General features: G+C 64.1%; 22 protein-coding genes and 6 pseudogenes. 12 read left to right on the forward strand and 16 right to left on the reverse strand.

Annotated features, from left to right (window positions below):
- Positions 1-2 precede the first annotated feature (2 nt).
- The 7 genes and pseudogenes from tolR to IPM73_15855 all read left to right on the forward strand — a co-directional run bounded on the left by tolR (position 3) and on the right by IPM73_15855 (position 5,087).
- On the forward strand, positions 3-413 hold the full coding sequence (gene tolR, locus IPM73_15825) for a protein TolR (GenBank protein MBK8919469.1): 411 nt from the start codon (positions 3-5) through the stop codon (positions 411-413).
- 6 nt (positions 414-419) lie between these two features.
- The gene (locus IPM73_15830; GenBank protein ID MBK8919470.1) at positions 420-1,172 is read left to right on the forward strand and encodes a TonB C-terminal domain-containing protein; all 753 of its coding nucleotides are present in this window, start codon (positions 420-422) and stop codon (positions 1,170-1,172) included.
- 31 nt (positions 1,173-1,203) lie between these two features.
- Positions 1,204-2,474 (forward strand): annotated as a pseudogene (gene tolB / locus IPM73_15835) (Tol-Pal system protein TolB).
- 27 nt (positions 2,475-2,501) lie between these two features.
- Positions 2,502-3,047, forward strand: coding sequence for a peptidoglycan-associated lipoprotein Pal (pal, locus tag IPM73_15840; protein ID MBK8919471.1), 546 nt, complete (start codon positions 2,502-2,504; stop codon positions 3,045-3,047).
- Between the two features lie 2 nt (positions 3,048-3,049).
- Positions 3,050-3,859, forward strand: coding sequence for a tol-pal system protein YbgF (gene ybgF / locus IPM73_15845; GenBank protein ID MBK8919472.1), 810 nt, complete (start codon positions 3,050-3,052; stop codon positions 3,857-3,859).
- Positions 3,860-4,073: 214 nt separating this feature from the next.
- Positions 4,074-4,712: a 7-carboxy-7-deazaguanine synthase QueE gene (gene queE, locus IPM73_15850; protein MBK8919473.1), complete on the forward strand. Its 639-nt coding sequence runs from the start codon at positions 4,074-4,076 to the stop codon at positions 4,710-4,712.
- Positions 4,713-4,725: 13 nt separating this feature from the next.
- Positions 4,726-5,087 (forward strand): annotated as a pseudogene (locus IPM73_15855) (PilZ domain-containing protein).
- 537 nt (positions 5,088-5,624) lie between these two features.
- Here IPM73_15855 and IPM73_15860 read toward each other — a convergent pair.
- The 13 genes and pseudogenes from IPM73_15860 to IPM73_15920 all read right to left on the reverse strand — a co-directional run bounded on the left by IPM73_15860 (position 5,625) and on the right by IPM73_15920 (position 17,444).
- A pseudogene (locus IPM73_15860) lies at positions 5,625-8,037 on the reverse strand (serine/threonine protein kinase).
- 21 nt (positions 8,038-8,058) lie between these two features.
- Positions 8,059-8,853 carry a hypothetical protein gene (locus IPM73_15865; protein MBK8919474.1) on the reverse strand — a complete coding sequence of 265 codons (795 nt, stop codon included), beginning with the start codon at positions 8,851-8,853 and terminating at the stop codon, positions 8,059-8,061.
- An 18-nt stretch (positions 8,854-8,871) separates the two neighbouring features.
- Positions 8,872-9,531 (reverse strand): hypothetical protein, encoded by a 660-nt coding sequence (locus IPM73_15870; GenBank protein ID MBK8919475.1) that lies wholly within the window; start codon positions 9,529-9,531, stop codon positions 8,872-8,874.
- Positions 9,532-9,603: 72 nt separating this feature from the next.
- On the reverse strand, positions 9,604-9,909 hold the full coding sequence (locus tag IPM73_15875; protein ID MBK8919476.1) for a phosphate starvation-inducible protein PsiF: 306 nt from the start codon (positions 9,907-9,909) through the stop codon (positions 9,604-9,606).
- 51 nt (positions 9,910-9,960) lie between these two features.
- A complete protein-coding gene (locus IPM73_15880; protein ID MBK8919477.1) occupies positions 9,961-10,896 on the reverse strand; it encodes an HPr kinase/phosphorylase in 936 nt (311 codons plus the stop codon).
- A gap of 11 nt (positions 10,897-10,907) precedes the next feature.
- Positions 10,908-11,354: a PTS IIA-like nitrogen regulatory protein PtsN gene (ptsN, locus tag IPM73_15885; GenBank protein ID MBK8919478.1), complete on the reverse strand. Its 447-nt coding sequence runs from the start codon at positions 11,352-11,354 to the stop codon at positions 10,908-10,910.
- Between the two features lie 57 nt (positions 11,355-11,411).
- Positions 11,412-11,735, reverse strand: coding sequence for a ribosome-associated translation inhibitor RaiA (gene raiA / locus IPM73_15890; protein ID MBK8919479.1), 324 nt, complete (start codon positions 11,733-11,735; stop codon positions 11,412-11,414).
- Positions 11,736-11,747: 12 nt separating this feature from the next.
- Positions 11,748-13,231, reverse strand: a pseudogene (locus tag IPM73_15895) (RNA polymerase factor sigma-54).
- 14 nt (positions 13,232-13,245) lie between these two features.
- Entirely contained in the window at positions 13,246-13,983 is a 738-nt protein-coding gene (gene lptB, locus IPM73_15900; GenBank protein ID MBK8919480.1) for an LPS export ABC transporter ATP-binding protein, read from the reverse strand.
- A 4-nt stretch (positions 13,984-13,987) separates the two neighbouring features.
- Positions 13,988-14,419 (reverse strand): recombination regulator RecX, encoded by a 432-nt coding sequence (gene recX, locus IPM73_15905; protein MBK8919481.1) that lies wholly within the window; start codon positions 14,417-14,419, stop codon positions 13,988-13,990.
- A pseudogene (gene recA, locus IPM73_15910) lies at positions 14,412-15,439 on the reverse strand (recombinase RecA). Before recA ends, recX begins: the two are co-directional and overlap by 8 nt.
- Positions 15,440-15,611: 172 nt before the next feature.
- Positions 15,612-16,748 carry an integron integrase gene (locus tag IPM73_15915; GenBank protein MBK8919482.1) on the reverse strand — a complete coding sequence of 379 codons (1,137 nt, stop codon included), beginning with the start codon at positions 16,746-16,748 and terminating at the stop codon, positions 15,612-15,614.
- A 495-nt stretch (positions 16,749-17,243) separates the two neighbouring features.
- Entirely contained in the window at positions 17,244-17,444 is a 201-nt protein-coding gene (locus IPM73_15920; protein MBK8919483.1) for a hypothetical protein, read from the reverse strand.
- A 117-nt stretch (positions 17,445-17,561) separates the two neighbouring features.
- On the opposite strand from IPM73_15920, the gene IPM73_15925 reads away from it, so the two are divergent.
- The 5 genes and pseudogenes from IPM73_15925 to IPM73_15945 all read left to right on the forward strand — a co-directional run bounded on the left by IPM73_15925 (position 17,562) and on the right by IPM73_15945 (position 21,881).
- The gene (locus IPM73_15925; GenBank protein MBK8919484.1) at positions 17,562-18,059 is read left to right on the forward strand and encodes a hypothetical protein; all 498 of its coding nucleotides are present in this window, start codon (positions 17,562-17,564) and stop codon (positions 18,057-18,059) included.
- Positions 18,060-18,151: 92 nt separating this feature from the next.
- Positions 18,152-18,721, forward strand: a complete 570-nt coding sequence (locus IPM73_15930) for a hypothetical protein (protein MBK8919485.1) — start codon at positions 18,152-18,154, stop codon at positions 18,719-18,721.
- 475 nt (positions 18,722-19,196) lie between these two features.
- The gene (locus IPM73_15935; protein MBK8919486.1) at positions 19,197-19,652 is read left to right on the forward strand and encodes a YdeI/OmpD-associated family protein; all 456 of its coding nucleotides are present in this window, start codon (positions 19,197-19,199) and stop codon (positions 19,650-19,652) included.
- A 173-nt stretch (positions 19,653-19,825) separates the two neighbouring features.
- Positions 19,826-20,281: a VOC family protein gene (locus tag IPM73_15940; GenBank protein MBK8919487.1), complete on the forward strand. Its 456-nt coding sequence runs from the start codon at positions 19,826-19,828 to the stop codon at positions 20,279-20,281.
- Positions 20,282-20,358: 77 nt separating this feature from the next.
- A pseudogene (locus IPM73_15945) lies at positions 20,359-21,881 on the forward strand (IS1182 family transposase).
- A gap of 189 nt (positions 21,882-22,070) precedes the next feature.
- On the opposite strand, the gene IPM73_15950 reads toward IPM73_15945, so the two are convergent.
- From IPM73_15950 to IPM73_15960, 3 genes are all read right to left on the reverse strand, one after another.
- Positions 22,071-22,295 (reverse strand): BrnA antitoxin family protein, encoded by a 225-nt coding sequence (locus IPM73_15950; protein ID MBK8919488.1) that lies wholly within the window; start codon positions 22,293-22,295, stop codon positions 22,071-22,073.
- A 5-nt stretch (positions 22,296-22,300) separates the two neighbouring features.
- A complete protein-coding gene (locus IPM73_15955) occupies positions 22,301-22,552 on the reverse strand; it encodes a BrnT family toxin (GenBank protein ID MBK8919489.1) in 252 nt (83 codons plus the stop codon).
- A gap of 137 nt (positions 22,553-22,689) precedes the next feature.
- Complete coding sequence (locus IPM73_15960; protein MBK8919490.1) at positions 22,690-25,488, reverse strand: PAS domain S-box protein; 2,799 nt, start codon at positions 25,486-25,488, stop codon at positions 22,690-22,692.
- Positions 25,489-25,522: the final 34 nt, after the last annotated feature.

Consider the following 25,522-nt stretch of genomic DNA (forward strand, 5'->3'; position numbering starts at 1 on the left):
GGATGCGCCCGCGCCGCCTGAAAAACGAGATCAACGTCGTCCCCTACATCGACGTCATGCTGGTGCTGCTGGTCATCTTCATGGTGGCGGCGCCGATGATGACCACCGGCAGCATCGACCTGCCCTCGGTGGGCAAGGCGCCCCAGGCGCCGACGGCGCCGCTGGAAGTTGCCATCAAGGCCGACGAGAGCCTCACCCTCACCGACCGCTCCGGCAAAGGGGTCGAGCGCAGCGTTTCCCGCAGCGAACTGAAGGATGCCGTCCTGGCCGCCCAGGAAAAAAATCCCGAGCAGCCGGTCCTCATCGCCGGCGACAAGAACGTCAAGTACGAGGCGGTGCTGCGGGTGATGGACGAATTGCAGCGCGCCCAGGTCAAGCGCGCCGGCCTTCTCGTGCAACCGCAGGGGAAGTGACCCCGGATGATCCCCCTGGACGACGACGAACCGGGCAAGAAACCCGCATTGGCGCTGACGCTGCTGATGCATGGGCTGCTGGTCGCCGTGCTCTTCTTCGGCGTGCAGTGGAAGCGCCAGGCGCCGGAGAGCGTCGAAGTCGAGTTGTGGTCCTCGCGCCCCGTCCCGGCCACCGCCCCACCTCCGCCGCGGCCGGAGCCCAGGCCCCAGCCTAAGCCGGAACCCAAACCGGAGCCCAGGCCCGAACCCAAACCTGAGGTCAAGCCGCCACCCAGGCCGGACATCGCCCTCAAGGAAGAAAAGAAGCTTCCCAAGCCGGAGCCCAAGCCCGAACCCGTGCCCAAGGCCGATCCCTTCAAGGAAATGCTGGAGCGGGAGAAACGGGAACAGCAGCAGCGCACCCTCACCGCCCAGGCCCAGCGCGAAAGCGAAATGAAAGCGGCAGCAGACGCCGAGCAGAGGGCCGCCGCCAGTCGTCGGGGCCTCGCCGACTGGGTGGGCCGCATCACCGGCAAGATTCGCGGCAACATGGTCCTGCCCCAGAGCATCCAGGGCAATCCCCAGGCCGTATTCAAGCTGACCCTGCTGCCTTCCGGCGAGGTGCTGCAGCCGGTGCGTCTGGTGAAATCGAGCGGCAACGCAGCCCTGGACGCCGCCATCGAGCGCGCCATCCTGAAATCATCGCCCCTGCCCAAACCCGAAGATCCGGCCGTCTTCCAGCGCGAACTGGAAATTCGGTACAAGCCCTTCGAAGAGTAGAATCCCGAAAATTTTCAAGTCCTTGCCACTCATGACCGCCCTTTCCCGCCGCCTCTTTCTCGCCCTCGCGCTGCTGTGCGCCGGCTCGGCCTGTGCCCAGCTTTCCATCGAAATCACCGGGGCCGGCGCCAATCGCATTCCGGTTGCCATCGCCGATTTTTCCGGCGACGCGGCCCTCTCCCGTGCCCTCACCTCGGTCATCCGGGCCGATCTCGAGAAGAGCGGCCTGTTCCGCCTCGTCGATCCCGCCGGCGTCACCCTCAACGAGGCTTCGGCCATCGATTTTGCCGACTGGAAGAACCGCGGCGCCGACGCCATCGCCGCCGGCAGCCTGGGGACGGCGCCCGACGGCCGTCTGGAGGCCCGCTTCCGCCTGCATGACGTGACCAAGCAGATCAGCCTGGGGGGGGCCGCCTACGTGACCTCCAGCGCCCAGTTGCGCGCCGCGGCCCACCGTATCGCCGACGCCATCTACGAAAAACTCACCGGCGAGAAGGGTATCTTTTCCACCCGCATCGCCTATGTGGTGAAGTCCGGCGGCCGCTTCGAGTTGCAGATCGCTGATGCCGATGGCCAGAATGCCCAGCCCGCCCTGGTGTCCAAGGAACCGATCATCTCCCCCACCTGGTCCCCCGACGGCAGCCGGGTCGCCTACGTTTCCTTCGAGAACAAGAAGCCCATCGTATTCGTCCACTCCCTGGCCACTGGAAAGCGCCAGGTGGTGGCCAATTTCAAGGGATCCAATTCCGCTCCCGCCTGGTCGCCCGATGGCAGCCGGCTGGCCGTGGTGCTGACCAAGGACGGCAATTCCCAGATTTACACCGTCGCCGCCGACGGCAGCGGGGTGCAACGCCTGTCGTCCTCTTCGGCCATCGACACCGAACCCCGCTGGTCGGCCGACGGGTCCGCCCTCTACTACACGTCGGACCGGGGCGGCAGCCCGCAAATCTACCGGGCGGCCACGGACGGCAGCGGCGCCCAGCGCGTCACCTTCGACGGCAGCTACAACGTCTCCCCCCGCCCCTCCCCGGATGGTCGCAGCCTCGCCTTCATCACCCGCCGCGAAGGCCGCTTCCAGCTCGCGGTCATGGACCTGGCCAGCCGCCAGACCCAGGTGCTGACCGACTCCCACAAGGATGAATCCCCAGTTTCGCGCCCAACGGCCGCATGATCCTCATCGCCACGGAAATGGGCGGCCGGGGCGTGCTGTCGGCAGTGTCCTCCGACGGGCGCATCAAGCAACGCCTCAGCATTTCCGCCGGCGACGTGCGCGAACCGGCCTGGGGCCCCTTCCTTCGTTGACCCTTTTCATTCACTCGGAGCTTCACCATGAACAAACTGCTCGTTTCCCTCTTTGCCGCCGCGGCGCTGCTGGCCGGCTGCACTTCGAACCCGATCTCGGACCAGGGACCCTCTGCCCAGGTTGAAACCCGCGGCGGCGACACCACCGTGGCCAAGGTCACACCCGAAAGCGTCGATGGCAGCGGCCTGCCGCGGGAATTGACCGATCCCAAGAGCGTCCTGTCCCGGCGCAGCATCTACTTCGACCTGGACAAGTACGACGTGAAGGACGAATACAAGGATCTGGTGGCTGCCCACGCCAAGTTCCTCAACGCCAATCGCGGCTTCAAGGTTCTGCTCCAGGGCAATACCGACGAGCGCGGCAGCAGCGAGTACAACCTCTCCCTGGGCCAGAAGCGCGCCGACGCCGTGAAGAAATCCCTCACCCTCCTGGGCGTCAAGGAAGAGCAGGTCGAATCCGTGAGCCTGGGCAAGGAGAAGCCTTCCTGCACCGATTCCACCGAGGACTGCTGGGCCAAGAACCGTCGGGCCGACATCCTCTACAAGGGCCCCACCGGCAAGGGTGAGTTCTGAGCATGGCAGCGTTGGGCTTTCCTGCATCGGGGTGTCGCGGGGCGATTCTCGTCGCGTTCCTGACACTGGCCAACGCCGGACCCGCCCAGGCGGGCCTCTTCGACGACGACGAGGCCCGCCGCCAGATCGCCGACATGAAGGCGGGCTACGAGGCCCGCTTCGACCAGCAGGCCCGGGCCCAGCTCGATCTCGCGGGCCAGATCCAGAAGCAGAGCGAGGAAATCGCCCGCCTGCGGGGCCAGATCGAAACGCTGCACTACGAGCTTGAAACCGCCAAGAAGCGGCAGCAGGACTTCTACCTCGACCTGGACACCCGTCTGCGCAAGCTGGAGCCCCAGCCCGGCGCCGCAGTGGCCCCCGAACCCCCGGGAGCACTGGCGGGCACAGCGACCCCGCCGGGGGCTGCAGCCAAGCCCGCCGCCGATCCGGCGGCCGAAGGCCGAGAGTACGAGGCCGCTCTCAACCACTTCAAGGCCAACCGCTTCAAGGAATCCGCCGCCGCCTTCGCCACCTTCCTGAACAAGCATCCGGAGAGCGACCTGGCGCCCAACGCCCAGTTCTGGCTCGGTAATGCGTGGTTCGCCCAGCGGGATTGCAGGAAGGCCATCGAAGCGCACAGCGGCGTCGTCGCCAAGTGGCCGGAAAGCGCCAAGGCTCCGGAGGCCCTGCTGGGCATCGCCACCTGCCAGCAGGAAATGGGCAACCCGGCCGCCGCCCGCCGTACCCTGGAGACCCTGGTGAGCAAGTATCCCAGCGCACCGGTGGCGGAAAGTGCCCGGCAAAAGTTGAAGAAGCCGGGCGGCAAGGGCTGAGTCTGTGAACATGTCCCTCGCCCCCGCTCCTCATGCCCGGCTGCACGCGCTCCGCGTTGCCAATGCGGGCCATGGCCCACGCCATGGCCGTGCTTTGCGCCTGGATCGTGCAACCCCGTGCACGCCGCTCGGGCGCGCCCGAAAATTGCCCGGGCTCTGATCTCCGCCTTGTCGGGCTGCCCTCCGCAAGGGCAGCCCTTTCCGCTTCCCGTCCATGAGCACCGTCCGCGTCAGCGAAATCTTTTTCCTCCAGGGTGAAAGCTCCCGGGTCGGGCTGCCGACGGTTTTCGTGCGCCTCACCGGTTGCCCCCTGCGCTGCGTCTGGTGCGATACCGCCCATGCCTTCAGCGGTGGCACGTCCATGAAACTGGAGGCCGTCCTGGCCGAGCTTTCCCGCCACCCGACGCGCCGGGTGTGCGTCACGGGAGGTGAGCCCCTGGCCCAGAAGGCCTGCCTGGGGCTGCTGGCCGCCCTGTGCGACGCGGGCTACGAGGTTTCCCTGGAGACTTCCGGTGCCCTGGACATTGCCCCCGTCGACGCGCGCGTCGCTCGGGTCATGGACCTCAAGGCACCCGCATCGGGCGAGTGCGGGCGCAACCTGTGGACGAATCTCGCCCATCTGCGCGCCACGGACGAAATCAAGGTCATCGTCGCCTCCCGGGAAGACTACGCCTGGCTGCGCTCAGCCCTCGCCGACCACGAACTCGCCCGGCTCTGCCCGGTGCTCGTTTCCCCGGCCCAGGATCTCATCGACCCGGCGGCCCTGGCCGGATGGATTCTCGAAGACGGCCTGCCGGTGCGCTTTCAGCTCCAACTGCACAAGATTCTTTGGGGTAACATGCGGGGCAAGTAACCGAGGAACCGCCATGTCAGCCAATCGCCGCCAGTATTCGCGCATCCGCTTTCGTACCGACGCCCGCCTCTATCTTCCCGGCCAGGAAACCGACGTCGAGATCGTGGACCTCTCCCTGCGCGGGGCCTTGGTCGCAGCGCCGCCCGAGGTCTATGCGCCCCTGGGCACCCCTGCACCCTGCGCCTGCGCCTGGACGAGCTGGGCACCACCATCCGCATGGAAACCACCGTCGTCCATCGCGAGGGCGGCTACTACGGCCTGTACTGCCGCGAAATCGACCTGGACAGCATCACCCACCTGCGCCGCCTGGTGGAACTGAATCTGGGCGACGAGGGGCTCCTGCACCGGGAACTGAACCGACTGAGCGCCGGCTGAGCGGGGGCCGTTTCGCTTGATCTGAGTCATGCACCGCGCCCGACGCGGGGCTTAGCCTGACTGTGGGGGTTGCAGCCTTCCGCGCGGTGCGCGTCGTCAAGCGGAGCAAGAGCGAGTCCACAATGTGGATCGCAGGAATAGCAAAGGCAGTAGGGGCGCTGCGGCGGTTTCCGCAGCGCTTGAGGTCGAGGTCGAAGGGCCAGCAGCGCCCTCCATTGCCCCTCGCTGCGACGCGCCCGTCTCGCCTTCACTGCCTTCGTCATGAACCTCGCTCCCGTGGTGAACTAGTAGTCAGTCACATAGGTTTGCGTGAATGCCGAGGCGCGCCTCCGCGCCCGGATCGCGCGAAGCGAACCGCAGCCATAGCCGAAGCTATGGCGAGGATGAGCGACAAAGCGAGCGGGGATGCGGGGCGTGCCGAACATAGCTGAACCTATGTGACTGACTACTAGTACGGGAACCATTCTCCGCACCGCGTGCGCGACGGGAAGAACGCCATAGGGTTACCGCTTACCTATCTGGGGCTGCCTGTCTCGATCAGATGTTCAGCTTCTTCAGCACTTCCGGATTCTTGACGATGGCCTCCCGCTTGGCGGCCGGGGCTTCGAAAAGGGCGGCCGGGGGTGTGGAGTCGAGGCGGCCGACGACGCCGGGCTCCTTGCAGGCGGGCTCGAAGTTCATGCTGACCTCGTCGCCGTTGCTGCCCGAGACATTGAAGCAATTGCGGCCAAATTTCTGGTTGAGGGGTACTGCGACGCTCGCCGAGACCAGATCGGCGAGATTGCTTCCCCCACCGGCGAGATCCAGTTCATAGCGGCTGTCGCTGCCCAGCTTGCCCGCCGTCACCCCAAGGATGTTGCGCAGGCCGGCAATTTCCGTCAGCAGGCGCTTGGCCATGGTGTCGTCGGGCAGGCCGGAGAGGTTGAGTTTCACCTTCTGGGCGGCAAAGTGGAAGTGCTGCAGGAAGAAGCCCTTGGAGAATTCCTCGCCGATGAGGCGGCCGATGTCCGCCATGGCCTCGTCCTCGCTGTTCCAGGTCATGCGCTGGGGAACGGCGGTGTTGTAATAGAGTTCCTCGCCGGTCTTCTTATCGACGCACTTGATGGTCCAGGAGGTGATGGCGGCCCGGTCGATGACCAGTCCCGAAGCCTCCAGGCGCACCGACAGCTTCTTGAACTTGGCCTCGCCGACCACCAGGAAATCGGCCTTCTTGTCACCACCGTCCTCGCTCCAGGTCCGGAAGCCGAAGGACTGGATCTTTTCCTTGAGGGCGTTCTCGACGATCTGGGAGCGCTTGGACGCCGCCCCTTCCGCAGCGCTCAGGGTGCTGATCTGCACCGCGATGCGGGGATCACCGTTGTTGCGGATGAAATCGACCCGTTCGTCCTTGGACATCTGATTGAGGGATTTCTGCACGTCGCGGATGCGCACCGTGGCCTTGGCGGTCATGGAAACCAGACCGTCCTTGCCCGCCTGGGGCGAGTCTTCCCTGGACCACGGCCTCGATGAAGTCGTTGCCGCGCCCCAGGAGCTTTTCCCGCAGCACGCCGTAATTCTGGGCCAGGGAATTGGACTGGACGTAAAGGGCGACGGCTTTCTCCACCAGGTCGCGGCGGGTCTCCTCGCGCAGGGCGGCGCGCAGGGCGTTGGAATCGGAGGCGAAGCGCGGGTCGCTGGTGTCGGCGAAACCCACGGCGGAGATGGTCAGCAGGCGAGGAGAGTCACCGCCGCCGGACGAGGCGACCGGCGCCGGGGCGGCGCTGGAGGCCGCGGCAGGGGGCCGTGCCGTTGGCCGGCGCGGACGGAGCCCCGCCGTCCGACTTGCCCAACAGGGCGACGGCGCCGCCGATGACGACCACGGCCCCACGCCGGCGGCCATGGCCCACATCGGCAGGGGCCGCTTGCCGGCGGCGGGGCTCGCGGCAGCCGGCCGGGAAGCCGGCGGTGGGGAGGCGCCTGGTAAACCTGCGCCGCAGCAGCGGGCGGAGGCGGCGGGGGGCGCGTAGACGGGCGCGACCGGGGTGGCCGTGGGCTGGTAGGCGACGGTGGATTCGTTGAAAACCTCGGTGGAATCCTCCGAGGCTCCCCCGTTCACCACGGTGGCATCCTCGTGGGCGGCGGCCTTGCCGTTGAGCGCCGCGGCAAGGGTGGCGGCGAATTCCTTGGCCGACTGGTAGCGCTCCTCGGGGCGCTTGGCCAGGGCCTTGCGGATCACGCCGTCGAAGACCGAGGGCACCTGGACGTTGAGTTCCGACGGTGCGATGGGGTCCTCCTTCAGCACCTTGTGCATGATGGTGGTGAGTTGCCCCGCAAAAGGCTTCTCCCCGGTGAGGAACTGATAGAGGATGACGCCGGCCGAGAAGAGGTCGGAGCGTCCGTCGACCCGCTGCCCCATGAACTGTTCCGGCGACATGTAGGCGGGGGTGCCGAGGACGGAACCGGCCTGGGTCAGGTTGGACGACTCGATGCGGGCGATGCCGAAGTCACCCACCTTGGCCTGGCCGTTCTTCAGCAGGAAGATGTTGGCCGGCTTGATGTCGCGGTGGATGATGCCGTGCTCGTGGGCGTGGGCGAGGGCGTTGAGCAATTCGCCCATGAGGCGGACGATTTCGCTCAGGGAAAAGCGTTCCTGCTTGTCGAAATAGTCCTTGAGTTCGCGCCCTTCGACGTACTCCATGGCGATGAAGGCGACGCCGTCGGCGTCTTCGCCGTATTCATAGACCGCCACCACATTGGGGTGGTTGAGGCGGCCGGCAGCCTGGGCCTCGCGCTTGAAGCGGGAGAGGATTTCGTCGACTTCCGTGCGGTCGAGCTGGTCCTTCTTGACCGTCTTCAGGGCCACGCGGCGGTCGATCATGGGGTCCCAGCCTTCGTAGACGATCCCCATGGCGCCCCGGCCAAGCTCGCGCCGGACCTCGTACTTACCCAGTTTTTGCGGAATTTCAGCCATCGTGCCCTCCCCGGGCGTCACTCATTTGTGTTTGGAATCGATTTCCCAGACGTTCTTCTGCACCAGACGCTGCACCAGGGTATCTAGCGTGAGTCCGCCGGAGGAGCCGCTGGAGAAGCCCAGGACCGAAGTGCCCTTGGCCCCCAGTTCCATTTTCTCCTCGCTGTAGCCGGTGGCGACCTGCTCGGTGGTGTTGGCGTCGATGATCTTGTAGCGCATGCCGATGATCCACACGCCGGTGGATTCGCCCGTCTGAACCGAACCCACGGCGGCGCCGGCGGCGGCCGAGCCGCGGCTGCCCCCCAGGATGCCGATGAGCGAGCCCACGGCCCGGCCGTCGAAGCCCTGTTGCGCCTGGGCCACCGGTTCGGCCTTGAGGATGTCGAATTTGACCACGTACTTGGTGGTCTTGAACTTGCCCTTCTGCAGAATCTTGCGCGCGGCATCAGGGTCACCCATGGTGTAGGCGAGGGTGAATTCGTTGAGCAGCGGCCCCAGGTCGGCCCGCTCAAGAATCTTGAAATTGGCCTTGCTCAGTTCCAGTTCGGCGTAGTCGGCGATGTTGTTGGGGCCGAATTTCTGGGTGAAGGAGGCGTTGGCGCTCTTGATCTCGCCGGGGATGACGACGATGGCCGGGCCGGGCTTGCCGGCGTTCTGGTATTCGATGGGCTTGTACATGCCCTTGTTCGCCATCTCGTTGGCCTGCTGCGAAGTGCTGCTGCCGGCGGTGGGCGAAGGGTTGTCGAACACCGGCTGGCCGTAGGCGGAGCCGAAGAGAGCCCACAGGCAGCAGGCGGCGAGGGAACGGAGTTTCATGGTGGACCTCTGGGAAGCTTACTTCTTGGTTTTGCCGCCGATGCCAGTCTTGCGGCAGTACTCGCTGTACAGGCGGGCGACGACGCTCTCCGCCTGCTCGTTGATGAGGGTCACCGCCATGCCGCCCACGTCGCTGTTGGAGTAGGACTCGGCGGCCCCACTGGCTTCCGAGATCATGCGGCCGTCGGCGCCGGTGAGGGTGAAGCTCATGCTGACATAGACCTCGGGCAGGCGAACCAACTGGTTGTAGCCCGTGCGGCTGGAGATGACGCCGCGCAGGATGAAGTCGGAGGTCATCTTCTTGGAGGCGTTGAGGGCGGCCTCCATGTCGTTGTTCAGGTAGGCGTCGATTTCCGCCTGGGCGACCTTGGCCTTCATTTCCTCCTGGGAAATGGAATTGAGCCCCAGGCGCTTCAGGCGCTTGTCGATGGCCTGGAAGTGGGCGGAAAAGGCACCCTGGTCGGAAAGCATGCCCTTGGCCGTGCGCTGGCCAACGATGACCATGATGCGCTTGTCCTTGACGGCCTGCTGGCAGGGCGTGGAGAGGAGGGCCGCATGGCGCTGGCGGGCGGCATCGGAGGCAGCCTTTTCCTTCTGTTCTTCTTCGGAAAAGCTGAAAGCGTTGGCGTCACCGATCAGGGAGGCGAGGAGGGCGAAGGAGAGGAGCGCTGTCTTCATGGTCCGCAGGGGGGGCAGGAGGGGGTGGCGGGAAGGCCGGCCCGGGCGGGCCGGCCAGGACGGCGGCGTCGCTTAACCCTTGAGGCAGCCGGACATGAAGCTCTTGCGCTCGGCGCCTTTCAGGCCCTTCTCACCGGCTTCCTTGTTGCAGGACTTCATCTTTTCCTGCTGGGCGGTCTTGGCGTTGCTGGCGGGCTTGGCGTCATCGGCGGGTTTGGCCGACAGGCATTCCTTCATGTAGGCCTTGCGTTCGTCGCCTTTCTTGTCACCGGCGGAGGCATTGCACTCCTTCATCTTGTTCTGCTGGGCGGTGGCGGCCTGGGCGGTGCCGGCGGCGAAGGCGAGGGTCATTGCTACGAGGGCGACGAGGGTCTTCATGGTATCTCCTTGCGGGTAGTAGGGTTGGAATGCCGCTGCAATATCAGGCAATCAGGCATCCTCGTCAAGCATGATGCGCTGCTGTCTTTCGATGAAATCCTGCATGCTGTCGATGCCTCGCAGTTGCAGGATGGTATTGCGTACCGCGGCCTCCAGCAGGACGGCCAGGTTGCGGCCGGCGGCCACCGGGATGACCACCTTGCGGATGGGGACGCCCAGGACTTCCTGGCTCTGGGCGTCCAGGGGCAGGCGGGGCGCTTCCATGCCCTGGGCCGGCCGTTGCAGATGGACGATGAGCTTGAGCTTCATCTTGCGGCGCGAGGCGGTCTCGCCAAAGATGGTGCGGATGTTGAGCAGCCCCAGGCCGCGCACTTCCAGGAAGTCGCGCAGCATCCCCGGACAGCGGCCTTCTATGGTGGCGGGGGCGATGCGGGCCATTTCCACCACGTCGTCGGCCACCAGGCCGTGACCACGGGAAATGAGTTCCAGGGCGAGTTCCGACTTGCCCACGCCGGAATCCCCGGTCACCAGAACCCCCATGCCCAGCACGTCCATGAACACGCCGTGCAGGCTGGTGGTGTCGGCGAGGCGCCGGGACAGGTAGATGCGCAGCAGGTCGATGACCGCCGAGCAGGGCTTGGGTGTGGTGAGGAGCGGGGTGCCGCTGGCCTCACAGGCGAGGAACAGGGCTTCCGGCGGCGCCAGGCCTTCGGCGACGATGATGGCCGGGGACTGGGCCGCGAGCAATTCCTGGAACTGGTGGCGGAACTTGGCCTCGCCGATGCGCTGCACCCAGTCGTACTCGGCCAGGCCCATGACCTGGAGGCGCTCCGGGTGGATGACGTTGATGTGGCCGACCACGTCGGCGCCGTAATTGTTGGAGGTCTTGAGTTCGATGCGGCGCTCGGCGCCGTGGGCCACGACCCAGTTGAGCAGCAGCTTGTCCCGGTTGTCGTCGTAGAGCTGGTCGAGACTGATGTGCCGCACCGCCGCACCGCCTACTTCTGAAACTGGGCGACCACGGCGGCAGCGTCGGGCGCTGCGGCGAGGGCTTCGCGGAACGACCGGTCGGCGAAGCGCTGGGCGAGTTCGGAAAGGATCTGGAGGTGTTCCTCGGTGGCCTGCTCGGGGACCAGGAGGACGAATAGCTGACTCACGGGACGCCCGTCGGGAGAATCGAAGGGGACGGGCTGGGTGAGGCGCAGGAAGGCGCCGGTGGCCTGCTTCAAGCCCTTGATGCGGCCATGGGGAATGGCGATGCCCTGGCCGAGGCCGGTGGAACCCAGTTTTTCGCGGGCGAAAAGGCTTTCGAATACCAGGGAGCAGGCGATGCCGACGTTGTTTTCGAAGAGCAGGCCGGCCTGTTCGAAGACCCGCTTCTTGCTGCCTGCCTCGAGGTCGAGAAGGACGTGGGCGGCCGGCAGGAGTTTGACGAAGGGATTCATGGCGGGGGGAGGGTCGCGCCGCGGCGGCCCGGTGGAGCGCCGCGGCAGCGGTGGGGCCTATTCGGCCACGTGGTGGGCGGCCTTGTCGCCGCGGTGATGGTCCTGGACCTTCTGCTTGTACTTCTGGACCTGGCGGTCGAGCTTGTCGAACAGCACGTCGATGGAGGCATAGAGATCATCGCCGGCGTTCTCGACAAAGATGTCCTTGCCGGGAACATGGACCGTCACTTCGGCGCGCTGCTTCAGCTTTTCGACGGAAAGGATCACGTTGACGCCGGTGACGCGGTCGAAATGGCGAACCACAGGGTCGAGTTTGCTTTCGACGTATTCGCGCAGGGCCGGGGTAACTTCGACGTGATGACCGCTGATCTGCAGATTCATGGTTTCTCCTTCTTACAGAGTCTTTCTTAGATTGACCGGCGGGATGTTGAGGGCCTCGCGGTATTTGGCGACCGTGCGGCGCGCCACAACGATTCCCTGCTGGCCTAGTATTTCGGATATTTGACTATCCGACAAGGGCTTCCTGCCATCCTCGTTGCCGATCAATTGCTTGATGAGGGCGCGGATGGCCGTGGCGGAACAGGCGCCTCCGGTATCGGTGGAGACGTGGCTGCCGAAGAAGTACTTCAGCTCGAAGATGCCCCGCGGCGTGGCCATGTATTTCTGGCTGGTGACGCGGGAGACGGTGGATTCGTGCAAGCCCAGGATGTCGGCGATTTCGCGCAAGACCAGGGGCCGCATGGCGACTTCGCCGTGTTCGAAAAACTGGCGCTGGCGGTCCACGATGGTCTGGGTGACGCGCTGGATGGTCTCGAAGCGCTGCTGCACATTCTTGATGAGCCAGCGGGCCTCCTGCAACTGGCCGGACAGATTGCCGTTGCCGCGGCGCTGCTTGGCCAGGATTTCGGCATACAGGCGATTGACCCGCAGCCGCGGGTAGGCGTCGGGGTTGATGTAGGCCGTCCATTTGCCCTTCAGCTTCTTCACCAGCACGTCGGGCACGATGTAGCGCGCCTCCAGGGGGGAGAAGCGGGCGCCGGGACGGGGGTCGAGACTGACGATGAGGGCCTGGGCGGCCTTGATGTCTTCGTCGTCCACGCCCATCAGGCGGCGCAGCTTGACGAAATCCCGCGCGGCGAGCAGTTCCAGGTGGCGATCGACGATGGTCAGGGCCATGTCCCGGTCGTAGCCCGGCTCCTGGGCCTTCAACTGGATCATCAGGCACTCCCGCGGATTGCGGGCAGCAACGCCGGTGGGGTCGAAGTGCTGCACCTGGCGCAGGGCGATTTCCAGTTCTTCGATCTCGATCTCGTACTCCGGCGGCAGGGTCTGCCACAGCTCCTCCAGGGGCGTGGTCAGGTAGCCGTCGTCGTCCAGGGCTTCGATCAGGAAGCGGGCCAGGCTGCGGTCCCGCTGCGAGAGCTGGGTCATGCCCAGTTGCCACACAGGTGGTCGCGCAGGCTGGTGGTGCCGGCATGCACGTCGTGGCCGTCGGAATCGTCGTCTTCGTCGCGGCCGGCGCCGGTGAAGGTGCCGGCGTCGGAGGACCAGCGGTCGTCATCGCTGCCGGCGGGCGGTTCGGGGGCTTCGGTGGCGGAGTCGCGCTCCCGCTCCCGTTCGCCGTCGCCGGCCTCGCGCTCGGCGGGCGTCTCGTGGGAGTCGCTCTGGCCATCGCCGCGGGAACCCTCGCCGGCCGTCGCGGCGGCGCGCCAGGATTCGCCTTCGTCTTCCCGTTCCAGGAGAGGGTTTTCCAGCAGATAGCGCTCGATTTCCTGGTTCATCTCCAGGGTGGAGAGCTGCAACAGCTTGATGGAGTGCTGCAACTGGGGCGTCAGCGCCAGGTGCTGGGAGAGTTTGAGCTGGAGGGCGGGCTTCATGAGAGCGGTTCCGGTCAGAGTCGGAAGTTCTCGCCCAGATAGACTTTACGCACGCTTTCATTGTCCACGATTTCCGCCGGCCGTCCAGCGGCCAGGACTTCGCCGGCGTTGATGATGTAGGCGTGGTCGCAGATGCCGAGGGTTTCGCGCACGTTGTGGTCGGTGATGAGGACGCCGATGTTGCGTTCCTTCAGGAAGCGGATGATCTTCTGGATTTCCAGCACGGCGATGGGATCGACCCCGGCGAAGGGCTCGTCCAGGAGGATGAAGCGGGGCCGTGTGGCCAGGGCCCGGGCGATTTCCACCCGGCGCCGCTCGCCGCCGGAAAGGGCCGCGGCATTCACTTCCCGCACGTGGCCGATGTGCAGTTCCGAGAGCAGCATTTCCAGGCGCTCGGAAACTTCCGGGCCGGACATGTCCTGCAATTCGAGGACGGCGCGGATATTGTCCTCGACGTTGAGCTTCCTGAAGACCGACGCTTCCTGGGGCAGATAGGACAGACCCTGGCGCGCCCGCGCGTGCATGGGCAGGTGGGAGAGCTTGGCGTCGTCGATGTAGACATCGCCTCCGTCAGCCGGCACCAGGCCGACGATCATGTAGAAGCAGGTAGTCTTGCCGGCCCCGTTGGGCCCCAGCAGGCCGACCACTTCGCCGCTTTTGACTTCGAAGGACACGTCGTGCACCACGGTGCGGGTCTTGTAGCGCTTCTTGAGGTTGTGGGCGGAAAGAGTGGAAGGCGCCACGGCGTCCATGGGATCAATCCTCGCCGCCGGCCAGGGCACGGCGGATGGCATCCGGGGAGAACCCCCGGGTGTGCAGAAAACGGTACTGGCGCGCGCGCTCCTCGGCGCTGCCCGGCAAATCGCCAAATTTTCTCTCGCGCACGGCGCGGCAGCGCCCGAGTTCCTCCCCGGCTTCGGGCAGGGTGGCCGCGATGGTCGCGTCATCCACCCCGCGGGACTTCAATTCCTGGCGCAGGCGGGTGTTGCCCAGGCGGGGGGAGCGGGACGCCACCCGCAGACTGGCGTAGCGGCGGTCGGAAAGGAGTTGGCGGGCTTCCAGATCATCCAGCAGGGCATCGAGCCTTTCGGCCGATTCCGCCAGAGGGGCCAGCTTGGCCCTCAGCTCCGCCCGGCTGTGGTCGCGGCGGGCGAGGAGCCGCAGGGCCCGGGCCTCCGGCTCAGGCATCCTCGGCGGCCGAGCGGGTCGGCTTGAGCACGGTGCCGGCGGCGGCCTCGCGGATGCGGGCTTCGATTTCCCGCGCCGTATCCGGGTGGGACTTGAGAAATTCCCGGGCGTTGTCCTTGCCCTGGCCGATCTTTTCGCCCTTGTAGGCGTACCAGGCGCCGGATTTATCCACCAGCTTGTGATTGACGCCCATTTCGATGATCTCGCCCTCGCGGGAGATGCCTTCGCCGTAGAGAATGTCGAAAATGGCCTCGCGGAAGGGAGGCGATACCTTGTTCTTGACCACCTTGACCTTGGTCTCGTTGCCGATGACCTCGTCGCCTTTCTTGATCGAGCCGATGCGACGGATGTCCAGGCGCACGGAGGCGTAGAACTTGAGGGCATTGCCGCCGGTAGTGGTTTCCGGGTTGCCGAACATGACGCCGATCTTCATGCGGATCTGGTTGATGAAGATGACCAGGGTGTTGGTCTTCTTGATATTGGCGGTGAGCTTCCTGAGCGCCTGGCTCATCAGGCGGGCGTGCAGGCCGACCATCTGGTCACCCATCTCGCCCTCGATTTCGGCCCGGGGGGTGAGGGCGGCCACCGAGTCGATGACGATGATATCGACGGAGCCGGAGCGCACCAGCATGTCGGAAATCTCAAGCGCCTGCTCGCCGGTATCCGGCTGGGAGATGAGCAGATCGCCCACATTGACGCCCAGCTTCTGGGCGTACTGCGGATCCAGGGCGTGCTCGGCGTCGATGAAGGCCGCGACGCCCCCAGCTTCTGCATCTCCGCCACCACCTGCAAGCACAGGGTCGTCTTGCCGGAGGATTCCGGGCCGTAGATTTCAACCACCCGGCCCCGGGGCAGGCCGCCGACGCCCAAGGCGATATCGAGCCCCAAAGAACCGGTGGACACCACTTGCAAACCCGCTTCCACTTCAGCTTCGCCCATCTTCATGATGGAGCCCTTGCCGAACTGCTTTTCGATCTGTTGCAGCGCTGCCGCCAGCGCCTTGGCCTTGTTGTCGTCCATGGAGTACCTCGAAAGTGGGGGGGATTATGGCACAGGGGCCAGAGGATGGTACAGAAATTGCAGGGGGCTTTGGGCCGCCCTAAGGGGAAGACGCGACCCAGTTCTCCAGGCGAATCCCCGGGTCAGCGCGGAAAACAGTTGCGTCATGCGTATCGAGCAGGAAGTGCATCGGCTACCCGGCGCCTTCCTTTTCTTCGTGGAACTCGCGTCCCTCGGCCATGAAACCCGGGGGGAACGCAGCAAAGCGATCCATTGCTCCGGCCAGGGAGCGGGCGGCCACCGGCCAACGGGCCTCCAAGCCATCCACCGGACTCACCACGCCCCGTCCGCCGCGGTTGAGGACGTGGGTGTAGATCATGGTGGTGGAAACATCCGAATGCCCCAGCAATTCCTGCACCGTGCGGATGTCGTAACCGCTTTCAAGCAGGTGCGTGGCAAAGGAATGGCGCAAGGTGTGGACCGTGACCGGCTTGGCGATTCCGGCCAGTTGCGTGGCCTGACGGATAGCACGCTGCAGCCGCTGTTCGTACAGATGATGCCGACGCCGAATCCCGGAGCGTGGATCGACCGCCAGTTTGGGCGACGGCCAGACCCAGAACCAGGCCCAAGAGAGGGGCGCGGTCGGCATCTTGCGTGCCAGCGCGTCGGGCAGTTCGACGCCTGGAAGGCCTTGTTGCCTGTCCTGCTCCCAGACGATTCGTGCCCGGGCCAGCTGATCGCGCAAGGAAGTGACTAGGGAGAGGGGAAGCATGACGCGCCTGTCCTTTCCCCCTTTTCCCTGACGGACGATGATTTCCTTGCGGTCGAAATCGACATCCTTGACGCGCAACCGAAGCGCCTCCATGAGCCGCATCCCTGTTCCATAGAGCACGCGGGCAAGCAGGGCGGCGGGGCCGTCAAGAGCATCGAGAAGACGCGCCACTTCGACACGCGACAGGACAGTGGGAACCTTGACCCGTTCCTTGGGCCGGACCAAGTCCGTCAGCCAGGGCAGATCGGTTTCCAGAACTTCACGGTAAAGGAAGAGAATCGCCGACAGGGCCTGCTTGTGAGTCGAAGGTGCCACGTTGCGCTCTGCGGCAAGCCAGGAAAGAAACGCTCCGACTTCCGCACCGCCCAGATCCCGTGGATGGCGAAGCCCATGAAAACGGATGAAGGCACGCACCCAATAGACATATGCATCTTCGGTACGTATGCTGTAGTGCCTGTAGCGGATGCGCTCGCGAAGCTGATCCAGAAGCTTCACGGAGCGCAAAGGCTGGCGCGCAGAGGCATCGCCGGGTTTGGGGGCCGATTTAATGCTGTACATAACACCAGTATAGTGCCCATGGGGCAGAATGCAAGGGGGTTCGACGGTGACGTCTCGACCAGGTTACGCAGCGCGGGGGAAGGACAACCCTGCAAATATGCTATTCACTTCACGTTGTGCGTCATCAAAACGGTATCCCGTCGCAGTCGCCACGGTGCCCATATCGAGCTCCGCATGCTGGGCACTTCTCCGGCAGCCAACGCCGCCACATCCAGTAGCGCAGCCAGTCCATCGTCCGGTTGTGGATCGTGTCGCCAACCATGTCTCCGTAGGGCACATTCCGGCCGCAGTGCATGCACGTAATCTCATCCGGCGGCGCTGGGTCTTGCGGGTGCGGCTCGCAGCCAAACCACCAGCAGCGCAGCCGCACAACAGTTACGTCAACCAGACCTGCCGCAATAGGCGTTGTCATGGTGTCAATCTCCTTTCGTGTGCGGCAGGCTGGTTACGCCAGCGTTAGCCGTCACCAGTCCGCACCGATGACGGCCACTGAAATCAAAACGCCGCAATGCGCGCCCCGAGAATCTCGGAGTATTGCCACATCACATCGTTCTGCTCTTTCAGCCGCTCTTGCTCTGCCGCGTCGAGCGTCGGGAAAATGTCGCTGTTCCCAATGAAATCGCTGAGTGCGTGCGCCTTCTTATCAAGTTCGGCTTTCTCATCCACTACTCGCTGTTGGTGCGGTTGAAGTTCCATGTTCATTTCCTTTTCAGTTGCCGTGCCTTCATCGGGCGCACGGCTAACCCGTCATTCCACGAGGACGCAGGCCATAAAGCCGGCCTGCGCCTGTGAATTCATGCGTTAGGAATCTCAATGCCCTCTGAACTCATAGTTGGCGGCGCTTTAGCAAACTGCGGACGCGATGCACCAATGCAAGAGTTTCTCGAAACGCTTGTGCGAGATACGCCTAACCTCGCGGTCTTTCAGTTTCGTCCGAAGCCACGACCCGGCATCAGTTTAAAGGCAGCCCTAGACTGGCAAGCTATTTTAGGCACGGCGGCAGATTTGCTCGCTTTCGCCGGGGTAATCTGGGCAGCGTATGAGCGCTACGTCAAACCAAAAAGAGATCAGTCTGCCGGCACCCAAAAACCCTTTCTCTTTATCTCATTCCGGCGCGCCGACGGGTCATTCACTCAGTTTGCTCTTGGCGAACAGTACACCGAGAAAGAAGTGTTCGTTGAGCACTTTACTCGTCAGATCAGTGAGCTTAGAGAGTCCGCCGTGGCAGAAACGGGCGAAGTGCTGCTTACTGAAATCTCAAAGCACGAAGATTGGGTTCGCATTCATGTGCGCGACAAAAACGATTCCTAACACTGCGGTCAAGGCCGCTCCGGCCTTCGGCCTCCGCTGGACGCTGCGCGATAAAGCTTCGCGCAGCGCCCCTTACCTATAACGTTAGAGCTATGGATTCGACCACCACGTTCCCTGACACGAGAATTGAGGCTGTCGCAACAGCGTGCCTAGTTGCGCTTATTGCAGGAATACTTTTGCCTAAAGCACTTTTTGTAAGCCTCGATCGGGCAATACTTGTTTGGCTGATCGCGCAGATTGCCTGTGGCCTAATCGTAGGAACGATTACGCAACCAATTCGAAAGCTACTTCTTGCCTCAGTTCTTCCGTCTGCGGCGCTGCCGATTGCTTATTGCGGTTTTCTGGTCGTCAGATGGCTAATTGATCTGGCGAAAGATTCCTCCGCCGGCTTCAGTATTCCCATCTTTGGCGGCTCCGGTGTTGGTTTCGGCCCACCAACTTTACTGTCCATGACGATCTTGGCTGTTTTGGCTCTCGTGGCTTTCATTGCAAGTTACGCGCTTATATTGGTAAGTGCATTTGCATCTCGCCCAGTGCAGCGAGCAATCGTTCAGTTATATAGCTTTGGGCCGGATGGTATGCGGCGCGTTCAACGTCTCTTAGTTGGCCTAGTCGCAATCGTTGGTAGCTTAGTGTTGTTGTGGGGGGCTTTTGGCGCATAGCTCTAACCCCTCCATCGAAGGGACTCGCTCCAGCAAGCTTCGCTTGCCTCCGCGAGCCCCTCATCTCGAACGTTAGGCGTTCGCTCATGCAGGAATTCAGCTTCTGGTCATTCATTACCTTCGCGCTTGCACACTTGACCGTAATCCTTTGCAACATAGGGGCACTAAGAAAAGAGTCCGGTTCGGCCATCCAAGTCGTTTTTCGTCTGGCAAAGCGCGGTGGCTTTTGGGGGTTAGCCTACTCGGGCACCTTTATTCTCATGCTCATCTCAGGTCTAGCAATGAACCTGCTCCCTTTGTCTAGGCCATAGGCACAAATGCCAAACTTCACGCGCTCGTGTCGCTCGTTGCATGACACGACAGGCCGTTCAATCGAAGGCAGCTTCCGTCCTGCCTCCACGCCTAACATTCCAATCCGCCGGACCTCCGGCAAGCTGCGCTTGCCTGCGTCCGGTGATTTTCAACGTTAGGCGTCATGAATTCACCCCGCATCACCTTCGTCGCCGAACTGGAACGCAAGCACCCAAAGCTTCCGGTCTACTTCGTGGTGCCAAGCGCCAAGGCACAGGATCTCCGGCTTTGCGCCACCGAGATCGTCGAAGGGACCGTGAACGACAATCTCATTGGCCGACGAAGCATCAAGAAGTGGGACGCCGAAGAAAGGTCACCCTGGTTCGTCGAGTTCACTGCGCCCTTTTGCAAGAAGGCCGGCATTGAAGTCGGAGACAAGCTGAAAGTAACGCTCTGGTTGGCAAGCACAGCGCTGCCGGCCGAGCTTGAACACGCCCTGCAAGCTTCGCCAGTCCTCCAAGCAAAGTGGAACGCACTCACCGACTACTCCCGACGCACCAGCTCCGAGCATGTGCACGCGGGAAAGTCGCCCACCACCCGCGCGCGCCGAGTGGCTGCAATCATTGCCAACCTCACTTGAGCAGCACCGCCGATGACGCCTAACCCCTCACTCAACCTGAGAGCCAACGGCATGCCACAAAGCCCGCGCCACAGTGCAGGTATACATTATCTGTGGCGCGGGCTTTGCGTCACGCCGTTGTCTCCAGGTTAGCTAGCACGTTCGGCCGCACAACGCATACGCGAGGAGGAATCATGGCAGAACTAAAGAAGGCGCGAAGCGTGTTGGCAGTAAGGGATCTACGGGCCTCTGTCGCCTTCTATTGCGAAAATCTTGGGTTTGCAATCAACGCAGAATTCGATGGGTGGTGTTTTCTATCAAGAGATGGAATTCAGTTGATGTTGGGTCATTGCCCCAATGAAATTCCAGCTAGCCAGATCAACGACCACTCGTACTTCGCATATATTGAGGTCCAAGGGGTTGATGGCCTTCACAGAGAGTTTCTCGACCGTGGCTTGAAGTCATTCTCAGCTCCAGAAAGCAAGCCGTGGGGAATGCGAGAGTTCATGGTCACAACGCCTGATGGCCACCGAATCATGTTTGGCGAAGACGTTGATTCACCGCAGTTAGCTTCGGGCGAAAATGCGGCCGAACCCTCCGCTGGAGCGGGACTGCGCATAATGCCGCGCAGCCCCTCACCTCCACGTTGAGGCTGTAGAAAAACCCCCAAACCGCTGCCAGTCCTGGCAAAATCGCACAATGTCGAATGCATTTCGTGGAGGCGGGAATGGCGCGATTCAAGCCGGTGCATAAGGGGCTGAAACTGTTGCCGGTCGATTTCGACCAGCAACTCGTTCCCGGCACCTTCGAGCATGCCCTGAACTACCTGGTGGATCACGAGCTTGACCTCTCGGCCCTGGAAGCCCGCTATTGCAACGACGAAGTCGGCGCCAGCGCCTATGCGCCAGCGGTACTCCTCAAGGTCGTGCTGCTCGCCTACAGCCGGGGCATCGTCGGCTCCCGTCGGATCGAAGCGGCCTGCCGGGAGAACGTCGTGTTCATGGCGCTATCCGGTGATTCCCAACCCCATTTCACCACCCTGGCCGCCTTCGTCGCCAATCTGGGCGACCTGCCGCCCAACTCTTCGCCCAGGTGCTGACCATCTGCGATCGCCAGGGACTCATCGGTCGGGAGATGTTCGCCATCGATGGGGTGAAGCTCCCCAGCAACGCGAGCAAGACGAGGAGCGGCACCCGGGCGGATTTCCTGCGCCGGGCCGAGAAGATGGAGGCCGCGGCGAAGAAGATGCTGGATCGCCACCGCGAGGCCGATGCCGGCGGCAACGGCGGACCTTCCGACCGGGAGGCTCGGCAACTGGCCCGGCTGCAGGCGGAGGCCAAGAAGAACCGGGAATGGCTCACTGCCCACCCCAAGGGTCGCACCGGCGCCAAGGGCGCCGTGCGGCTCTCCAACCAAACCGACAACGAGTCCGCCAAGATGGCCACCGGCAAGGGGGTCATCCAGGGTTATACCGGGGTGGCGGCGGTGGATGCGCAGGCCCAGGTCATCGTCGATGCTCAGGCCCACGGCACCGGTTCCGAGCAGGAATTGCTGCTGCCGGTGGTGGAGGCGACCCGATCACTGCGTACGCCGGAGACGCTCATCACCGCCGATGCCGGCTATCACAGCGAGGCCAATCTGAAGGCCTTGGCCGAGGCCGCCGTCCCGGCCCTCATCGCCGATGCCGGCATGCGCCAGCGGGACGAGCGCTTCCAGGACCAGGGCCGCCACCGGGCCAAGCCTGATCCGCTCTACGACAAGGGCAAGCCGCCGAAAGCAGCCAAGCGCTTCCGGCCGGCCGATTTCGACTACGACCCCGAGGCGGGCACCTGCCTCTGCCCGGCGGGCAAGGCCCTTTACCAGAACGGGTCGAACTGCATCCACAACGGCCACCTGCCACCAAGTTCACCGGCGCCCAGCGGGACTGCGTGCCCTGCGAACTGCGGGCGCGATGCCTGAGAACCCCGGAGAAGACCCTGGTCCGACAGGTCTGTTTCTTCCGGGGCAAGGCGCCCGGCGCCACGGAGAGCCATACCGACCGGATGAAGCAGGCCATCGACAGCGAGGAAGGCCGACGCCGCTATGGCCGGCGTTTCGCCACCGTGGAGCCGGTGTTCGGCAACGTGCGGGGCAACAAGCGGATGGATCGTTTTTACCCTGCGGGGGCGCGCCAAGGTGGATGGACAGTGGAAGCTCTACTGCGTGGTCCACAACATCGAAAAGCTGGCCCACCATGGGTACGCCGGATGAGGATCAGCCGATGAACGGCCCGCGTGACTTCTCCCCAATCTCCCAAGCACTGCCTTCCGGGCCCCGCCGCTGGCTCGCGATCAGCATTTCCACCGCTTCACCCCGGATTCCAACCGGCCGCCACCCGCCTGCAAAAAATCCTGCCAATGCGGGGCAGGGGTTGGAAAAATGGGTTTTTCTACAGCCTCGTTAGGGCTTGCTAGGCCAGGTAATTTGTACCTGCCTATGTTGCGTAACACAGTCGCGGAGATAGAGATTGATAAGGCTCTGGTAGGGAACCCCGGCATCGACTGCCATGCGCTTGAAATAGGCGACTACGTCTTCGGAAAGCCGCATGGTGACAGGTGTCTTGAGCTTTGATGCGTAGGGGTTCCTACGAGACTTCATTTTGGTGAGGTCGTATTCGTCTTTCATGGCTTCTATTTTCCGTAAAACGCGCTTTCACGTTTGGTAGCCTTGCGAGCGGAAATGATCCGGATAACGTGACCGGCATCCCGTTCGCAGTGCGCGACGAGGAGCAATCTTGAGCCCGAGCTCAAGCCCAGCAACAGAAAGCGGTCTTCATCAGATGAGTGCTTATCGTCGTAGAACATCAGCCGCTTCTTGTTCGGTTGTAGAAACCCATAGTTCCTCGCCCGCCGGAACCCCTTGGGTAGGACATGTTGCAGCATCAGGATGCAGAGAATCGGCCCCCACCGTGCGCGGCCAGCGCCATTGTTTCCAGTTGCGCAGGCGCAATCGCCTTCTGATCCACGCGTTCCGTTCGGGGATCGGCCGGTAGATGCCAGAGTACTGTTGTCGGGCGCTGCTACTGTCGCCCGCGGGAGACCACGTAGAGGGGGCGGATGGGTTCGGGTTCGCTGACGCCGGGTTGTCCGTTTTGATCTCCGTTGGCGAAGCGAATCTTGTTGTGGCCGGCGTTCTTGGCGCGGTACATGGCGGAGTCGGCGGCGCGCATGATGTCGTCCACGGTCTCGCCGTCCCGCGGGTAGATGGCAATCCCCAGGCTTACCGCCACCGTGAGCCGGTGGCCCTGGATCTCGTAGGGACTGGAAATAACGTTGCGCAGCTTTTCGGCCAGTTCCAGCAGCTTGACGGGTTCGTTGAGCTCGGGGACCAGGATGACGAATTCGTCGCCGCCCTGGCGGGAGACGGTGTCGGAATCCCGGGTGATGGCTTTCAAACGGTGAGCGACTTCGATCAGCAGGGCGTCGCCGACGTTGTGGCCGTAGTCGTCATTGACCCGCTTGAAGAGATCGAGGTCGGCGAAGAGGACCGCGAATCCCTTGCCGTAGCGGCGCGCCGTGGAGTGGATGAGGGCGAGGCGCTCGATGAGCAGTGCGCGGTTGGGCAGGTCGGTCAGGTAGTCGTAGTGGGCCAGGTGGTGCATTTTGGCCTCGGACTTCTTGCGTTCTGAAATGTCGGTGAAGATGGCGACGAAATTGGAGGTCTGGCCGTCGCTGCCGGCGATGCGGGTGATGGCCAGCCAGGCGGGGTAGATGGCGCCTTCGTGGTGGCGGTTCCATACTTCGCCTTCCCAGTGGTCCATGGTGTCGAGGGTCTGGATCATGGCCTCGAAGAAGGCCTCGGGGTGCCGCTTGGAGGCGAGGAAGCCGATGTCCCTGCCCAAAGACTCTTCGGCACTGTAGCCGGAGATGGCGCTGAACGCGGGGTTGACCGAAATGATGCGGCGTTGGGCATCGGCAATGAAGATGCCCTCGTGGCAGGCCTCGAAGACGCGGGCCGCAAGGGCCATGCCGGCTTCGGCTTCCTTGCGGGCGGTGACGTCGGCGATGACGCCCACCAGCCCGCTGACCTCTCCCTTGCCGTTGCGCAGGGGGCGACCGGTCAGCAGGCCCCAGAACAGGCTCTTGTCCTGCCGGTAGTAGACCCGCTCCAGATTGACCGAGGGCATCTCCCTTCCCAATAGGGTGCTCAGGCGGCGGCTGGCGCTTTCCCTTTCCGGTGGGGCGATGAGGCTGATGTAGTCGCTGCCGATCAGATCGTCCATGGGACGGCCGAACAGCTCGCTCATGCGATGGTTGGCGTGGGTGATGCGTCCGGCCAGATCGACGAGGAAGATGGCGGCGCTGGAGGCGTCGTAAATGGAGCGCAGCAGCGCCTCGCGCTCGTGCAACCCCGCCTCGGCCAGTTTGCGGTCGTGGATGTCGACGCAGGAACCGATGTAGCCGGCCAGCTCCCCCCGGTCGCTGAAGCGGGGGGTCGCCGAATCCATCACCCAGTGGAAGCTGCCGTCGATGTTGGCGAGGCGGTATTCGAGGCTGAAGCCCTCTCCGCTGCACGAGGCCTCGGCAATGCGGGCGAGGATGGCCTCGCGGTCCTCCGGGTGGATGAAATCGGACCAGGTGTACGGCCCGTTGGCGTTGGGGTCGCAGCCGGTGAAGTCGACCCACTGCTGGCCGAACCAGTTGCGTGTTCCAGTGGCATCCGAAACCCAGATCAGGACGGGAACCGAGTTGGCCAGGATGCGGAAGCGCCGCCGGCTCTCGTGCAATTCCTGGTTGGCCTGGGCCGTCTGGGCCAGGGCGGCCGCGACGCGCCGGTGATTGCCGACCAGAATGCGGGCCAGGATGGCAAGCACCACGCTGAGCAGGATGCCGCCGGCCAGGACGCGCCAGCCCTGCCCATGCTGCACCCCGGCCGCGAAGCCGGGCAGCGCCTCGAATTCCACCGTCCAGGCCTGGCCGGCAAGTTCGACCAGCCGTGTGCTGCGCAGGGGAGTAAGCGTGCGGCCGGGCGCAGCGTCGAGGGAGTCGAAAAACAGGTGCTCGCCATCGGCGCCGCGGCCGTCGAAGACGCGCATGCGCAGGAGGGGTGCTGCGTCGCCGTAGGCCCGCGTGAGGGCGTCGACAAGCAGCGGACGGGCGGCAAGCCGGACGAAGGCCCAGCCGACGAAGCGCGACCCGCTGGCGTCGCCCTCGGCGGCGCTGCGGAAGGCCGGTGCTACGAGAACGAATCCCATGTCGTCGCCACCACCCGCCTGAAAGCGCAGCGTGATGGGGGGCGACAGGACCGCGCGGCCTTGCTCCCGCGCCAGAGTCAGGCTCTCCTGCAGGGCCGGCTCCACCAACAGGTCGTAGCCCAGCAGGGACGCGCTGGCCGGACCCTGGGGGGCCAGGTGGGTGATGGGCGCATAGGCAGGGCGCTGCCCCGGGGGGTACACCGCGACGGCGGGAGCGGCCGATGGGGGGCCGGCTTCGGCGGGGACGGCCCCGTCGCTCGAGGATAGCGGCACCGCAAAGCCGATGCCCTGGAGCCCCGGTGCGTGCAGGGCACCGTTCTGAGCCTCGGCGAAGGACTTGAAGCCCCGGCGATCCAACTCCGGGCTGGCGGCGAATAGTCCGACGACGCCGCGCAGAAGCTCACTGGTGTCCTGGAGGCGGCCTTCCAGTTCCCGCGCCACCGTGGTGGCCTGGGCCTCGAATTCCCTATGCAGGGCGGCGCCGCCGTCGCTGCGTGCGTTCCACCAGACCAGCCCGGTGGTCGCCAAGCCGGCAACGAGAAATGCGCCCGGCAACAAGCGCAACCACCCCGCCGGGGCGTAGGCCCGGTCCCCGGGCGCAGCGGGAAGGGTGGGGTCGGACATGGGAGCAGCCCCCGAAAGGAGGGTAGGGATGCGG

It is taken from the genome of Betaproteobacteria bacterium (assembly GCA_016720065.1).
Classification (GTDB): Bacteria; Pseudomonadota; Gammaproteobacteria; order Burkholderiales; family Rhodocyclaceae; genus SSSZ01.

Coding starts and splice junctions, on each gene's coding strand:
- IPM73_15920 (MBK8919483.1), bottom strand. CDS start 17,444: ATGGAACTTCAACCGCACCAACAGCGAGTAGTGGATGAGAAAGCCGAA.
- IPM73_15865 (MBK8919474.1), bottom strand. CDS start 8,853: ATGAAACTCCGTTCCCTCGCCGCCTGCTGCCTGTGGGCTCTCTTCGGC.
- queE (MBK8919473.1), top strand. CDS start 4,074: ATGAGCACCGTCCGCGTCAGCGAAATCTTTTTCCTCCAGGGTGAAAGC.
- IPM73_15960 (MBK8919490.1), bottom strand. CDS start 25,488: ATGTCCGACCCCACCCTTCCCGCTGCGCCCGGGGACCGGGCCTACGCC.
- recX (MBK8919481.1), bottom strand. CDS start 14,419: ATGCCTGAGCCGGAGGCCCGGGCCCTGCGGCTCCTCGCCCGCCGCGAC.
- IPM73_15870 (MBK8919475.1), bottom strand. CDS start 9,531: ATGAAGACAGCGCTCCTCTCCTTCGCCCTCCTCGCCTCCCTGATCGGT.
- IPM73_15875 (MBK8919476.1), bottom strand. CDS start 9,909: ATGAAGACCCTCGTCGCCCTCGTAGCAATGACCCTCGCCTTCGCCGCC.
- lptB (MBK8919480.1), bottom strand. CDS start 13,983: ATGGACGCCGTGGCGCCTTCCACTCTTTCCGCCCACAACCTCAAGAAG.
- IPM73_15930 (MBK8919485.1), top strand. CDS start 18,152: ATGGATTCGACCACCACGTTCCCTGACACGAGAATTGAGGCTGTCGCA.
- IPM73_15950 (MBK8919488.1), bottom strand. CDS start 22,295: ATGAAAGACGAATACGACCTCACCAAAATGAAGTCTCGTAGGAACCCC.
- IPM73_15915 (MBK8919482.1), bottom strand. CDS start 16,748: ATGTACAGCATTAAATCGGCCCCCAAACCCGGCGATGCCTCTGCGCGC.
- IPM73_15940 (MBK8919487.1), top strand. CDS start 19,826: ATGGCAGAACTAAAGAAGGCGCGAAGCGTGTTGGCAGTAAGGGATCTA.
- pal (MBK8919471.1), top strand. CDS start 2,502: ATGAACAAACTGCTCGTTTCCCTCTTTGCCGCCGCGGCGCTGCTGGCC.
- IPM73_15935 (MBK8919486.1), top strand. CDS start 19,197: ATGAATTCACCCCGCATCACCTTCGTCGCCGAACTGGAACGCAAGCAC.
- IPM73_15955 (MBK8919489.1), bottom strand. CDS start 22,552: ATGCTGCAACATGTCCTACCCAAGGGGTTCCGGCGGGCGAGGAACTAT.
- ybgF (MBK8919472.1), top strand. CDS start 3,050: ATGGCAGCGTTGGGCTTTCCTGCATCGGGGTGTCGCGGGGCGATTCTC.
- IPM73_15830 (MBK8919470.1), top strand. CDS start 420: ATGATCCCCCTGGACGACGACGAACCGGGCAAGAAACCCGCATTGGCG.
- IPM73_15925 (MBK8919484.1), top strand. CDS start 17,562: ATGCCCTCTGAACTCATAGTTGGCGGCGCTTTAGCAAACTGCGGACGC.
- raiA (MBK8919479.1), bottom strand. CDS start 11,735: ATGAATCTGCAGATCAGCGGTCATCACGTCGAAGTTACCCCGGCCCTG.
- ptsN (MBK8919478.1), bottom strand. CDS start 11,354: ATGAATCCCTTCGTCAAACTCCTGCCGGCCGCCCACGTCCTTCTCGAC.
- tolR (MBK8919469.1), top strand. CDS start 3: ATGCGCCCGCGCCGCCTGAAAAACGAGATCAACGTCGTCCCCTACATC.